Source organism: Kitasatospora sp. NPDC127060 (assembly GCF_042724935.1).
Classification (GTDB): Bacteria; Actinomycetota; Actinomycetes; order Streptomycetales; family Streptomycetaceae; genus Kitasatospora.
Genome location: NZ_JBHXEG010000034.1, coordinates 69,672 through 81,899, shown reverse-complemented (window position 1 = coordinate 81,899; position 12,228 = coordinate 69,672). Strand labels below are relative to the sequence as shown.

13 protein-coding genes are annotated in these 12,228 nt (G+C 74.7%); 7 read left to right on the top strand and 6 right to left on the bottom strand.

Features of this window, described 5'->3' with window-relative positions; genetic code table 11:
* Window positions 1–57: 57 nt before the first annotated feature.
* Together ACFWIS_RS20320 and ACFWIS_RS20315 are read right to left on the bottom strand one after the other, a co-directional pair.
* Window positions 58–732 carry a Crp/Fnr family transcriptional regulator gene (locus tag ACFWIS_RS20320; RefSeq protein ID WP_030240972.1) on the bottom strand — a complete coding sequence of 225 codons (675 nt, stop codon included), beginning with the start codon at window positions 730–732 and terminating at the stop codon, window positions 58–60.
* Between the two features lie 152 nt (window positions 733–884).
* Window positions 885–1,922: a DUF5937 family protein gene (locus tag ACFWIS_RS20315; RefSeq protein WP_380451306.1), complete on the bottom strand. Its 1,038-nt coding sequence runs from the start codon at window positions 1,920–1,922 to the stop codon at window positions 885–887.
* A gap of 113 nt (window positions 1,923–2,035) precedes the next feature.
* Between ACFWIS_RS20315 and ACFWIS_RS20310 the strand changes: the two genes are divergently transcribed.
* A complete protein-coding gene (locus tag ACFWIS_RS20310) occupies window positions 2,036–2,854 on the top strand; it encodes an isocitrate lyase/phosphoenolpyruvate mutase family protein (RefSeq protein ID WP_380451308.1) in 819 nt (272 codons plus the stop codon).
* A gap of 58 nt (window positions 2,855–2,912) precedes the next feature.
* On the opposite strand, the gene ACFWIS_RS20305 is transcribed toward ACFWIS_RS20310, so the two are convergent.
* Entirely contained in the window at window positions 2,913–3,539 is a 627-nt protein-coding gene (locus tag ACFWIS_RS20305) for an RraA family protein (protein WP_380451309.1), read from the bottom strand.
* A 138-nt stretch (window positions 3,540–3,677) separates the two neighbouring features.
* Entirely contained in the window at window positions 3,678–4,466 is a 789-nt protein-coding gene (locus ACFWIS_RS20300) for an alpha/beta fold hydrolase (protein WP_380451311.1), read from the bottom strand.
* Between the two features lie 183 nt (window positions 4,467–4,649).
* Here ACFWIS_RS20300 and ACFWIS_RS20295 point away from each other — a divergent pair, with 183 nt between their 5' ends.
* From ACFWIS_RS20295 to ACFWIS_RS20270, 6 genes are all read left to right on the top strand, one after another.
* Complete coding sequence (locus ACFWIS_RS20295; protein ID WP_380451313.1) at window positions 4,650–6,287, top strand: FUSC family protein; 1,638 nt, start codon at window positions 4,650–4,652, stop codon at window positions 6,285–6,287.
* A gap of 68 nt (window positions 6,288–6,355) precedes the next feature.
* Window positions 6,356–6,856 carry a MarR family winged helix-turn-helix transcriptional regulator gene (locus ACFWIS_RS20290; RefSeq protein WP_380451315.1) on the top strand — a complete coding sequence of 167 codons (501 nt, stop codon included), beginning with the start codon at window positions 6,356–6,358 and terminating at the stop codon, window positions 6,854–6,856.
* A gap of 105 nt (window positions 6,857–6,961) precedes the next feature.
* A complete protein-coding gene (gene nth, locus ACFWIS_RS20285) occupies window positions 6,962–7,900 on the top strand; it encodes an endonuclease III (protein WP_380451317.1) in 939 nt (312 codons plus the stop codon).
* Complete coding sequence (locus ACFWIS_RS20280; protein WP_380451319.1) at window positions 7,897–8,631, top strand: NUDIX hydrolase; 735 nt, start codon at window positions 7,897–7,899, stop codon at window positions 8,629–8,631. Before nth ends, ACFWIS_RS20280 begins: the two co-directional genes overlap by 4 nt.
* A gap of 46 nt (window positions 8,632–8,677) precedes the next feature.
* The gene (locus tag ACFWIS_RS20275; protein WP_380451321.1) at window positions 8,678–9,862 is read left to right on the top strand and encodes a MarP family serine protease; all 1,185 of its coding nucleotides are present in this window, start codon (window positions 8,678–8,680) and stop codon (window positions 9,860–9,862) included.
* Window positions 9,863–9,994: 132 nt separating this feature from the next.
* The gene (locus ACFWIS_RS20270) at window positions 9,995–10,696 is read left to right on the top strand and encodes a metal-dependent hydrolase (RefSeq protein WP_380451323.1); all 702 of its coding nucleotides are present in this window, start codon (window positions 9,995–9,997) and stop codon (window positions 10,694–10,696) included.
* Between the two features lie 37 nt (window positions 10,697–10,733).
* On the opposite strand, the gene ACFWIS_RS20265 is transcribed toward ACFWIS_RS20270, so the two are convergent.
* Together ACFWIS_RS20265 and ACFWIS_RS20260 are read right to left on the bottom strand one after the other, a co-directional pair.
* Complete coding sequence (locus ACFWIS_RS20265; protein ID WP_380451325.1) at window positions 10,734–10,943, bottom strand: hypothetical protein; 210 nt, start codon at window positions 10,941–10,943, stop codon at window positions 10,734–10,736.
* 153 nt (window positions 10,944–11,096) lie between these two features.
* On the bottom strand, window positions 11,097–12,152 hold the full coding sequence (locus ACFWIS_RS20260) for an alpha/beta fold hydrolase (protein WP_380451326.1): 1,056 nt from the start codon (window positions 12,150–12,152) through the stop codon (window positions 11,097–11,099).
* Between the last annotated feature and the right edge of the window lie 76 nt (window positions 12,153–12,228).

Here is a 12,228-nt window from a genome sequence, read left to right as displayed (position 1 = left end):
ACTCCCTCAATCGGCGGCAGCGTCAGATGTGTATTATAGTCATGCGTTCGTACGGTGTCAGCGCGAGCGGCGGGACAGTCGCTCGACGTCCATCAGGACCACCGCGCGGGCCTCCAGCTTCAGCCAGCCGCGGCCGGCGAAGTCGGCGAGCGCCTTGTTGACGGTCTCGCGGGAGGCGCCGACCAGCTGGGCCAGCTCCTCCTGGGTGAGGTCGTGGGCGACGTGGATGCCCTCCTCGGACTGCACGCCGAAGCGGCGGGAGAGGTCCAGCAGGGCCTTGGCGACGCGCCCGGGCACGTCGGAGAAGACCAGGTCGGACATCACGTCGTTGGTCCGGCGCAGTCGGCGGGCGATGGCCCGGAGCAGCGCGATGGACACCTCGGGGCGGGCGTGCAGCCAGGGCTGCAGGTCGCCGTGGCCGAGGCCGAGCAGCTTGACCTCGGTCAGCGCGCTGGCGGTGGCGGTGCGCGGGCCCGGGTCGAACAGCGACAGCTCGCCGATCATCTCGCTGGGGCCGAGCACGGCCAGCATGTTCTCGCGGCCGTCCGGGGAGGCGCGGTGCAGCTTGACCTTGCCCTCGGCGACGACGTACAGCCGGTCGCCCGGGTCGCCCTCGTGGAACAGCGACTCACCACGGGCGAGGGTGACCTCGGTCATGGAAGCGCGCAGCTCGCCGGCCTGTTCGTCGTCGAGTGCCGCGAAGAGTGCGGCGCGCCGCAGAACGTCGTCCACGTGCTTCCTCCTTCTCGGCCGTCCGGCGGGTGGGCCGTCCGGCGCAAGTTCCGTTCAGTGTTCTGCATCACCAAGCATGGCGCATGTCGCTCCGATCATATGAGGAGGGGGTGTGTCCGGGTGTGCGGTGCGGGGCCATTCGTACCGGCGGGTCACGGGGCGGGGTGCCCGGCGACCGCTGCTTTCTCGAACGTCTGTCCGTTCGGAGCGAACAGGGAGTCGCCCACCGCGGTGCGGGCGGAGAGGACTGCGTGCCCGGCCCGGTGGGCACTGGTCAGGCCCGCCGCCCGCAGGGCGGCGAGGTGCTGGGAGACGGCCGCCGGGGAGAGTCCGGTCCGGCCGGCCAGCTCGGTGGTCGAGGCCGGGGAGTCCAGCTCGGCCAGCAGCCGAGCCCGGGAGCGGCCGAGGACGGCGGCCAGCGCATCGGTGCGCGCGGCCGAGCCGGGGCGCTCCTCCCAGAGCGCGGCCGTGCCGCGCGCCGGGTAGATCAGCTGCGGCGGCTCGGGCGGCAGCACCCGGGTGAGCACCCGTGGCCAGGCGAAGGCCGAGGGCAGGAGCAGCAGTCCGGAACCGGCGGTCAGCCGGGCCACGGCGCAGTGCCGGCGCTCCAGCCGCAGCGCGGTGCCGTCCCAGCGGACCGTCTCGTGCAGTTCGTCCAGCATCCGCGCGGTGCCGTGCTCGGCGGCCTGCCGGGAGCGGTGGAAGACGTCCGCGGCCAGCAGTGCCCGGATCCGGGCCCAGTACGGCGCGAGCGCCAGCTCCCAGTACGCCTCGATCTCGGCGGCCAGCCGGGGCAGCTGGCCGTCCGGGTCGCGGTACAGCGGCGCCAGGACGGCCGGGAGCCGGCCGCCCGCCTCGGCGGCCACGATGTCGAGATCGGCCCGCACCTGCCCGGCGCCGGACGCGGCGATCGCGGCCAGCTCCTCGGCGAGGGTGGGGGAGAAGCCGGCCGGGGCGGGGTTGAGGAAGTCGGGCAGGTGGCCGTCGGGCGGGACCATCGCGGCCAGCCGACCCCGGTCCAGCCCGGCGGTGGCCAGCCGCTCGCGGACCTGCCCGGCCCAGCGGCGGTGCAGCGCCGGGGCGGGGGAGTGGGCGAGGGCGCGCAGACTGGTCACCACCTCCTGCATCGGGCTGACGGCGAACCGGGTCAGCGCCAAGTCCTGCGCGGAGAAGTGGAGTTCCGTCCGCACCTGCACCCCTCCTGGAGAAGATTCGGCCCCAGCTTAAACACTGGCGGCCGGCCGGCGACGGGGCGCAGGATGCCTGCGTCCCCACCGATCCGTACGAAAGCCGGTGACCCGTCATGTCCACCACCCCCGAGGCCCGCGAGCGGGCACTGCGGCTGCGCGAGCTCCTTGCGGAGGGCGTGCTCGTCCTGCCCAACGCCTGGGACGCGGGCAGCGCCGCGGTGATCGCCTCGGCCGGCGCCCGGGCGATCGCCACCACGAGCGGCGGCGTCTCCTGGTCGCTCGGGCACGGCGACGGGCAGCGGATGGACCGGGCGGCGGCGGTCGCTGCGGCCCGCCGGGTCGTCGCCGCGGTGGACCTGCCGGTCACCGTCGACGCCGAGGGCGGGTACGGGCCGCTGCCCGCCGACGTGGCCGCGACCGTCACCGAGCTGGTTGGCGCCGGCGTGGCCGGGGTCAACCTGGAGGACTCCACGACCGTCGGCGGGCCGCTGTTCCCGGTGGCCCAGCAGGCCGGACGGCTGCGCGCGGCCCGGACGGCGGCCGCGGCGGCCGGGCTCCCCGAACTGCTGGTCAACGCCCGTACCGACGTCTTCCTGTTCGGGCTCGGCGGGCTGGACGACGTCCTGGCCCGGGCCGAGGCCTACGCCGAGGCGGGCGCCGACGGCCTGTTCGTCCCCGGGCTGCTGGACCTCGACACCCTCACCGAGCTGTGCCGGCGCTCTCCGTTGCCGGTGAACGCGATGGCCGGAGCGGGCGGGCCGACCGTCGCCGAACTCGCCGCCACGGGGGTGCGGCGAGTCAGCGTCGGCACCGGCCTGGCCCAGGCCGCGTACACCACGGCCCACCGGGCCGCCGTCGAACTGCTCGGCGCCGGGACGCTGACCGAGCTCGACGGCGCGCTCGGCTTCGGGGAGCTGAACGGGCTGTACTGATCGCCCTGCGGCCCTGCGGCCCTGCGGCCCTGCGGCCCTGCGGTCCTGCGGATCCGGCTCAGCCGGTGAAGCCCAGCTCGGCGAGGCTCTGCTCGATCCGGGCGTGGTGGGCGGCCTCCCAGTCGTCCAGGGTCTCAGCGGCCTCCTTGGCCAGCTTCGCCCGGGCCGCCGCCAGGGCGCTCGCCCGCTCGGCGGCGGGCACCACCACGACGCCCTCCTCGTCGGCCACCACGATGTCGCCGGGCGCCACCAGCACGCCGCCGCAGCGCACCGGGGCGCCGTGGCTGCCCAGTTGCTTCTTCGCCCCGGGGATCGGGATGACGCCCCGGGCGACCACCGGGAAGCCCAGTTCCCGCACCTCGGCGAGGTCCCGGATCAGGCCGTCCGCCACGAAGGCGGCGACGCCCCGGCGCTGGGCCACGGCACAGACGTTGCCGCCGGCCAGCGCGTGGTCCAGGTCGCCGGACTCCACCACGATCACCGAGCCGGGCTCGGCCCGGTAGATCGCGGCGTGCAGCATCAGGTTGTCGCCGGGCGGGCACTGCACGGTGAAGGCCGGTCCGGCGACCCGGGGCATGCCCGCCCAGAGCGGGCGCAGGCCGATGTCCATGACCTGCGCGCGGCCCAGGACGTCGGCCAGGGTGGTGGTGGGAATGTCCGCGAAGTCCTTGAAGTCCCCGTCCATGCTTCCTCTTTCTCCGATCGTCAGACGTTCGGAAGACTAGCGAGGGCGTGTCCGGCGGAGCTTGCCGGACAGGCCCCGGAGCGCCGGCGGATGGAGGTCCGCGGAGTCCCCGGACCCGGATCAGGCGGCTCAGGCGGCTCAGGCGAAGAAGCTCAGCAGCTCCGGCACCAGCACCTCGGGCGCCACCTCGTGGGTCTGGTCGGCCAGCGTCCGGTACTCGGCGCCCGGCACGGCCCCGGCCACCGCGCGGGTGGGCGCCCGCAGCAGCTCCGGGCTGGCGCCGCCGTCCAGGACCAGGGTGGGCACGGCGACCGTGGCCAGCAGCTCGGTCGGCACCGTGCCGCCGGTCCGCCCGCCGAGCGCCTCCGCGTCGTACGCCAGGGTCGGCGCGACCGCCTCGAACACCGGCCACACCGGGGCGGAGCGCATCCCCTCCACCATTTCGCCGGGCATCCCGACGAAGGTCATGAAGGCCGCGACGGCGTCCCCGCGCCGTCCCTCGGCGATCGCCGCCTCCAACTCGGCGACGTACCCGACGAACTGCTCGCTCCGCCCCTCCTCGGTGCTGAACGGCGGCTCGTAGACGGCGAGTCGGCTCATCCCGACGCCCGCCGCCGCGGCCCGCAGGGCGAGCGCGGCGCCCGAGGAGATGCCGAAGACCGCGGCCGAGCCGCCGGCCGCCGTGATCACGGCCGCCAGGTCCTCGATCTCGCGCTCGACGGCGAACGGTGCGGTGTCCCCGCTGCCGCCGCGGCCGCGCCGGTCGTAGGCCCACACGGTGTGGTGGGCCGAGAGCCGCTCGGAGACGGCGACGCCCGGGTCGAAGCCGCGGTGGCCGATCGCCCCGTCCACCAGGACGACGGCCGGGCCGGAGCCGGTGACGGTGCAGGCGATGGTGGTGCCGTCGGTGGAGACCACGGTGCTCATGGGGTGTTCCTTCGGTCGGAAGAGCCGGACGAGTCGGTCGCGGGGGTAGACCGGGGCTCGCCGCAGAACTCATCGCTCCGGCCGGAGATTTCTTCCGAGGCCTCCGAGGGCGCTGACGACGGCCTCCGGCGCGCGTCCCGCGGGCATATGCTTTACAGGTAAATTACCTGCTAATCTTTTTGCATGGCCACAACCGCCCAGTTCCGACAGGCACTCCGGGTCGGCCCGCCCGGCGACAGCTGGCACAAGCCCGCCCTCAGCGCCGTGGTGACCCTCGGCACCCTCAACCTCACCCTGCTCGCCCTAGGCCGGCTCGACCTCGCGCTCTACACCTCGGCCGGCGGACTCGGCGCGCTGTACGGACACGGCCTGCCCTACCGCGCCCGGGCCCGTACCCTGGCCGGCGTCCTGCTCGGCACCCTGCTCAGCACCGCCGCCGCCCTCACCGCCGCCGCGCTGACCCGCGACGCCGTCATCCTGGTCGCGGTGGCCGCCGGGCTCGCCGCGCTGCACAAACTGGGCTGCGACGCCGCCCGGATCGGCCCGCCCGGCAGCCTGATCATCACCTTCACCACGGCCGGCTGCGCCTTCGTCCCCCAGCGCCCCGCCGACCTCCCCCCGCACCTGGCGCTCGCCGCGCTCGGCGCCGCACTGGCCTGGCTGGTCGGCATGGCCCCCGCGCTGCTGCGCCCGTACGGGCCCGAGCGGATCGCCACCGCCCGCGCACTGGAGGCCGCCGCCCGGCTGGCGCGCACCGGGCCCGGCACACCGGACGCGGCCCGGACGGCCCTGGTCGGCGCGGTCGACGCGGCCCGGCGGAGCCTCGGGCAGTCCTCCCCGGCCCGGTGGCCGGCCCTCGGCGACGCACCCGAGCGGCTGCTCGTCCACGCCGAGTCGGCCCTGGCCGCGCCCGCCGACCCGGCCGCCGCCGAGCGGTACTCGGCCTGGGCCCGCGACCTGCGCCGGGGTCGCCCGCTGCCGCTGCCGGAGCTCACCGAGGCGGAGGCGGCCGAACTGCGCGCCCACCGGCCCGCCCCCCGCCCGGCACCGCACCGGGCGCTGCGACCCGGTTCCGCGCTGCTGCCGATCGGCCTGCGGGTGGCGGTCGGCTGCGCCGCGGCCGGGTGGCTCTCGCTGGCGCTCGGTGTCGGGCGGCCGTACTGGGCGGTGGTCACCGCGGCCTCGGTGTTCCAGGCCAACAGCACACTGTCCTGGCAGCGCGCACTGCAGCGGGTGCTGGGCAACCTGCTCGGCCTCGCCGCGTTCACCGCCCTCCTGCCCGTCGCGCACTCGGGCCCGGTGGCGCTGATCGCGCTCGGGCTGCTCTGCCAGGTCGGTGCGGAGGCGACGATCGCCCGCAGCTACTGGCTGGCCACCGTCTTCGTCACCCCGATGGCCCTGATGATGACCGAGTTCGCCGGCCTCCAGCCCGCCCGGGCGCTGGTCGCCGACCGCTGGCTGGACACCTGCGTGGGCGCGGTCACCGGCCTCGCCGCCTGCCTGCTGGTCACCAACCGCCGCACCGCCACCCGGCTGTCCCGCGCCCTGACCGGGGTCGATACCGCCACCCGTCGGGCCCGGGCCGCCGTCGCCACCGCCGCCACCGCCGCCACCGCCGCCACCGCCGGCTCCGAGGCCGCCGCGGCCCGGACCGGCCTGGCCACCGCCCTGCTGGAACTGCGCGAGGCCGCCGACACCGCCACCGGCGAGTGGCGCCGCCCCGCGCTCCCGCACCAGCGCACCGTCGACACCGAACGCCACGCCCACCACCTGCTGGCAGCCCTGCTGGAACGGCGGGGCACCGGAGCGCGCGCCGCCTAGGGCCTGCCGTACAGGCCCTAGGATCGACGGACAGCCGGACGGTCGGTCGCGGAACGGGAGCAGCACACGTGGAGGACGTCGTCGCAGGTGTGCTGCGCCAGTGGGAGCGTGCCTACCCGGGCCTGGACACCGGCCCGATCGCCGTCCTCGGCCGGATCAACCGCTGCGCCGCACTGCTCCAGCAGACCCCTGACCCGCTCACCCGGACCGGCCTCACCCGCGCCGAGTTTGACATCCTCGGCGCCCTGCGCCGGGTCGACCGCGAGCTGACGCCCACCCAGCTGGCCCGCGAGAGCTTCGCCTCCGGCGCCGCCGTCACCAAGCGTCTGCGCCTGCTGGAGGAGCGCGGCCTGGTCAGCCGCCGCCCGGACGAGCGCGACCGCCGGGTCGCCCACCTCTCCCTCACCGACGCGGGCCGCGAACTGGTCGACGGCCTGGTCCAGGAACTCGTCGCCCACGACCGCGCCCTCCTCGCCGGCCTCACCCCCGACGAGCAGGCCCGCCTCGCCGACGCCCTGGCCGGCCTCCTCAACACCCTCGAGGGCACGATCGGCCGCCCCCCGCGGTGACCACCCCACCCGGACCGCCCCCTTCGCACAACAGCCGCCCCGGCAGGGGGTTCTTCCCTCCTTGATCGGCCCCAAGCGGTCCGCCGCTCGGCGTAGCCTTCGTCCATGGCAGAGAGCAAGGTCCGGAAGGCGACGGCGCCGAAGCAGCCCGCGGAGAAGCCGGTCGGGAAGACGACGGCGGCGAAGCAGCCGGTGGCGAACAAGCCCATGGCGAACCAGCCGGCCGTGAAGCCGAGGAAGCCGGAGTCGCACCTGGCGATGGTGCGGCGGGCCCGGCGGATCAACCGTGAGCTGGCGGAGCTGTACCCGTACGCGCACCCGGAGCTGGACTTCGAGAACCCGTTCCAACTGCTGGTGGCCACCGTGCTGTCGGCGCAGACCACCGACCTGCGGGTGAACCAGACCACCCCGGCGCTGTTCGCCAAGTACCCGACGCCGGAGGACATGGCGGCGGCGAACCCGGAGGAGCTGGAGCAGATCATCCGTCCGACCGGCTTCTTCCGGAACAAGGCGAAGTCGCTGATCGGCCTGTCGACCGCCCTGCGCGACGACTTCGGGGGTGAGGTCCCGGGCCGGCTGGCCGACCTGGTGACGCTGCCCGGGGTCGGCCGCAAGACCGCCAACGTCGTGCTCGGCAACGCCTTCGGCGTCCCCGGGATCACTGTGGACACCCACTTCGGGCGGCTGGCCCGGCGGTTCGGCTGGACGGCCGAGGAGGACCCGGTGAAGGTCGAGCTGGCCGTCGCCGAGATCTTCCCGAAGTCGGAGTGGACGATGCTCTCGCACCGCGTGGTCTTCCACGGCCGCCGGATCTGCCACTCCCAGAAGCCCGCCTGCGGGGCCTGCCCGATCGCGCCGCTCTGCCCCTCGTACGGGGAGGGCGAGCTGGACCAGGAGAAGGCCCGCAAGCTGCTCAAGTACGAGATGGGCGGCCAGCCCGGCCAGCGGCTGAAGCCGCCGTCGGACTTCCCCGGCGAGGCGGCGGCCCGCGCTGACGCCGAGGCCCACCACGGGCGGATCGCGGACCTGGGGGTGGAGGCGTGAGCACGACTGCCATCGAGCGGAACGGCCTGCCGGACTGGCTGGAGCCGGTCCGGGACGCGGCCGAGAGGGTGCTGCCGGAGCAGCTGAGCCGTTTCCTGCCGCCGCGCGAGGGCGGCCGGGCGGCGGCCGTGCTGATGCTGTTCGGCGAGGGCCCGGACGGGCCGGACCTGCTGCTGATCGAGCGGGCCCGGTCGCTGCGCTCGCACGCCGGCCAGCCGTCCTTCCCGGGCGGCGCGCTGGACCCGGAGGACGGTGACCCGGACGGTCCCGGCCCGGTCGCGGCGGCGCTGCGCGAGGCCTGGGAGGAGACCGGTCTGGACCCGGCCGGGGTGCAGGTCTTCGCCGAACTGCCCCGGCTGTACATCCCGGTGAGCAGCTTCGTGGTGACCCCGGTGCTGGGCTGGTGGCGAGAGGAGTCGCCGGTGCGGCCGGTGGACCAGGGCGAGACCGGCGCGGTGTTCCGGGTGACGATCGCCGACCTGGCGGACCCGGCGAACCGGGTCCGGCTGCGGCACCCGTCCGGGCACGTCGGGCCGGCCTTCGCGGTCGCCGGGCGGCTGGTCTGGGGGTTCACCGCCGGGGTGATCGACCGGGTGCTGCACCACAGCGGGCTGGAGCTGCCCTGGGACCCGTCCCGGGTCGTCGACCTCTCGGACGACGCGCTGGCACTCGTCCAGGGCGACCTCGAGCACTCCCGGGCCCTGCCGGGCGGCGACGCCGACGGCTCGTGACGGGCCGTCGGCGCGGCACGGTCGCGAAGCGTGGGAGGGTGTCGGAGTGAACGTCCTGGATGTGCTGCTGGTCCTCGCCGCCGTCGGATTCGCCGTTTCGGGCTACCGGCAGGGCTTCGTGGTGGGCGTCCTCTCGCTCGTCGGCTTCCTCGGCGGCGGCCTGCTGGCCGTCCAGCTGCTGCCGCTGCTGCTCGACCACCTGAGCCCCGGCACCACGGCCTCGGTGGTGGCCGTCGTGGTGGTGATCGTCTTCGCCGCGATCGGACAGGCGGTCACCGCGCACTACGGCTGGAAGCTGCGCGGGCACATCGACCGCCGCCCGGCCCGGGTGCTGGACGCGTCCGGCGGCGCGGTGGTCAACGTGATCTCGATGCTGCTGGTGGCCTGGCTGATCGGCTCCGCGCTGGCCGGGACATCACTGCCGACGGTCTCCAAGCAGGTCCGGTCCTCGGCGATCCTCGGCGGCGTCCAGAACGCGCTGCCCGGCGACGCGCCGAACTGGTTCTCCGACTTCTCCAAGGTGCTGGCCCGCAACGGCTTCCCGCAGGTCTTCAACCCCTTCGAGCACGAGCCGATCACCCAGGTCGACACCCCCGACCCGGCGCTGGCCAACAGCGCGGCGGTGGCCAAGGCGAGGCAGAGCCTGGTCAAGGTGGTCGGCGCCGCGACCTCCTGCGGCAAGACCCTGGAGGGCAGCGGCTTCGTCTTCGCCCCGCACCGGGTGATGACCAACGCCCACGTGGTCGGCGGCGTCGACGAGCCGACCGTGCAGATCGGCGGCGTCGGCCAGCTGTACGACGCCACGGTGGTCCGCTACGACTGGCAGCGCGACATCGCCGTCCTGGACGTGCCCAAGCTGAACGCGCCCGCGCTGACCTTCGCCGGCGAGGCGAAGACCAACGACAGCGCGATCGTCGCCGGATTCCCCGAGAACGGCGCCTTCAACGTCCAGCCCGCCCGCATCCGCGGCCGGATCCAGGCCAACGGCCCGGACATCTACCACCGCGGCCAGGTGGTGCGCGACGTCTACGCGGTGCGCTCGCTGGTCCGCCAGGGCAACAGCGGCGGCCCGCTGCTCACCCCGGACGGCCAGGTGTACGGCGTGGTCTTCGCCAAGTCCCTGGACAGCGCCGACACCGGGTACGTGCTGACCTCGGCCGAGGTGCGCGACGACGTGACGGCGGGCAGCGCCGCGACCGCCAAGGTGGACACCCAGGGCTGCGCGCTCTGACGCCGCGCCGGGCCCGCCGGTGCGTGATCCGTCGTACCGTCAGCCCGTCCTGGTAGCCTCGGCCGCGCTCACCCGTTCGGCTCAACCGGGGTGCCGTCCCGGAGTGAGCCGTACGGAGGTCGTGGCAGTCCGATGATGGGTCATTCGCACGCGGTGAGCGGGGCGATGCTGTACGCGGCCTCCGCCCCGTTCCTGCCCCCGCTGCTGCTGCACACCACGCTGCAGCCGGCGGACATACTGATGGGCACGGTGCTGTGCGCGGGCGCCGCGCTGCTGCCGGACCTCGACCACCACGACGGTTCGATCGCCAACTTCCTCGGCCCGATCTCCAAGGCGCTCTGCCGCTTCGTGGCCTGGGCCTCCGGCGGGCACCGGCACGCCACCCACTCGCTGCTGTTCGTCGCGCTGATGGGCGGTGGCACCTGGGCCGGCGTCACCTTCCTGGGCCGCTACTTCACCCTCACGGTGACGTTCTTCCTGCTGGCCCTGGCGGTCCGGGCGCTGCGGCTGTGCCCGCCGAGCAACGGCCCGGAGGCATGGATCACCGTCATCGGCCTGGCCGCGCTCGGCACCTTCGGGATGAACACCTGGATGCCCAGCTCGCCCGGCTGGCTGCCGTACGCGGTCGGGCTGGGCACGCTGGCACACCTGCTGGGCGACTGCCTGACCAAGAAGGGCGCGCCACTGCTGTGGCCGCACAAGGAGCGCTACGAGATCGTGCTGATCAAGCGCAGCGGCAACAACGTCGAGACCAAGGTGCTGGTGCCGATCATGTCGGTGGCGACCTTCGTCCTGCTCTGGTTCACCGCGCTGTCACCGCAGATCGTGAACTGACCGGTCGGCGAACGGCCGACCGACGCGGCGCGAGGCCTCAGGTCTCGCGCCGCAGTCGTGCGCCGACCCACCGGGCCCGCCGGCCGAGGATGCGCGGGATGCCCATCTGCCGCTGCGCCCCGCGCTGGCGGCGGTCGAGGCCGTCGAAGCCGAGGTCCTCCGACCAGTCCGGGCGGTGTGCGGAGCGCTGGGGGCTGTTGTGGCGTCGGCCGCGCGGGGCGTCGCCGCGATCGGGCATCCAGGTCATACCGGAATGGATGCCCCTGGGCCGGTGGGAGTAACCGTCCGGGTTTGTCGAAATTCGCCCATGCGCATGTCATATGAGCGCAACATCAAGGGAGTTGGGACTTTCGCACGTCCCCTGGCGCCCCCCCGGGGACCCCGGCACCCCTCCGGACAGTCACTCCTTGTGGCGACCGACCCAGTCCAGCAGCTCGGCGGTGAACTCCTCCGGCGCCTCCTCGTGCGGGAAGTGCCCCACCCCCGGCAGCAGCCGCCAGCGGTACGGCGCCGCCACGTACTCGCCGCCGCCCAGCGCGGTGTGCGACAGCAGTACCGGGTCCGCGGCGCCCTGGACGTGCAGGGTCGGCGCGGTGATCGGCTTCTTCATCCGCCGGGCGAACTGGATGCCGTCCGGGCGCGCCATCGAGCGCAGCAGCCAGCGGTACGGCTCGATCGAGCAGTGCGCGGTGCTGGGGATCTGGATCGCCTGCCGGTACGCGTGCACGGCGGCCGCGTCCAGCTTGTTCGGGCCGGTCCACTCGTCCAGGTAACGGCCCACCAGCGCGGCGTCGTCCGCGACCAGCCGGCGTTCCGGTATCCACGGCCGCTGGAAGCCCAGCACGTGGTCGAAGGCGGCCATCTGCTTGCGGTCCGTCAGCAGCGCCCGGCGGAGGTCCCGGGGGTGTGCCGCGGAGACCACGGTGAGGCTCCGGATCACCGACGGACGCATCACCGCCGCCACCCAGGCCAGGGTGCCGCCGGAGGCGTGCCCGACCAGGTGCGCCCGGGGCTCGCCGAGCGAGCGGATCACGCCGGTGATGTCCAGGGCCAGGTTGCCCGGGTCGTAGCCGCGCGGGGTGCGGTCGCTGCCGCCGATGCCGCGCAGGTCGAGCGCCACCGCGCGGTAGCCGGCCGCGGCCAGCGCGGTCAGTTGGTGGCGCCAGGCCCACCAGTACTCGGGCCAGCCGTGCACCAGCAGCACCAGCGGGCCGGAACCCACCTCGGTGATGTGGAAGCGGGCGCCGTTGGCCGCCAGGTCGCGGTGCGTCCAGGGGCCGGACCGCCGGATGCTCCAGGCCTCGCCGACGGCGCCGTCGGCACCCTCGTCGGACCGTCCGGGGGCGGGGGCGCCCCCGGCGGGCTCCGGGCCGGCGTCGAGGCCGGCGTCCGGGCCGGAGTCGGGGCCGGAAACGGCGGACGGCTGCGCGGTGGCGGGCTTGTGGTCGAGCGGCATACCGAGAGCGTGTCACATCCGTGCGAAGGACACGTGCCCGGCACTCGCCGTCGGCGGGTCCGGGCACGTCGGTCGC

Bases quoted from the DNA above. Each gene is read 5' to 3' on its own strand.
- ACFWIS_RS20270 (WP_380451323.1), top strand. From the start codon at position 9,995: ATGATGGGTCATTCGCACGCGGTGAGCGGGGCGATGCTGTACGCGGCC.
- ACFWIS_RS20310 (WP_380451308.1), top strand. From the start codon at position 2,036: ATGTCCACCACCCCCGAGGCCCGCGAGCGGGCACTGCGGCTGCGCGAG.
- ACFWIS_RS20300 (WP_380451311.1), bottom strand. From the start codon at position 4,466: ATGAGCACCGTGGTCTCCACCGACGGCACCACCATCGCCTGCACCGTC.
- ACFWIS_RS20295 (WP_380451313.1), top strand. From the start codon at position 4,650: ATGGCCACAACCGCCCAGTTCCGACAGGCACTCCGGGTCGGCCCGCCC.
- ACFWIS_RS20265 (WP_380451325.1), bottom strand. From the start codon at position 10,943: ATGACCTGGATGCCCGATCGCGGCGACGCCCCGCGCGGCCGACGCCAC.
- ACFWIS_RS20260 (WP_380451326.1), bottom strand. From the start codon at position 12,152: ATGCCGCTCGACCACAAGCCCGCCACCGCGCAGCCGTCCGCCGTTTCC.
- ACFWIS_RS20305 (WP_380451309.1), bottom strand. From the start codon at position 3,539: ATGGACGGGGACTTCAAGGACTTCGCGGACATTCCCACCACCACCCTG.
- nth (WP_380451317.1), top strand. From the start codon at position 6,962: ATGGCAGAGAGCAAGGTCCGGAAGGCGACGGCGCCGAAGCAGCCCGCG.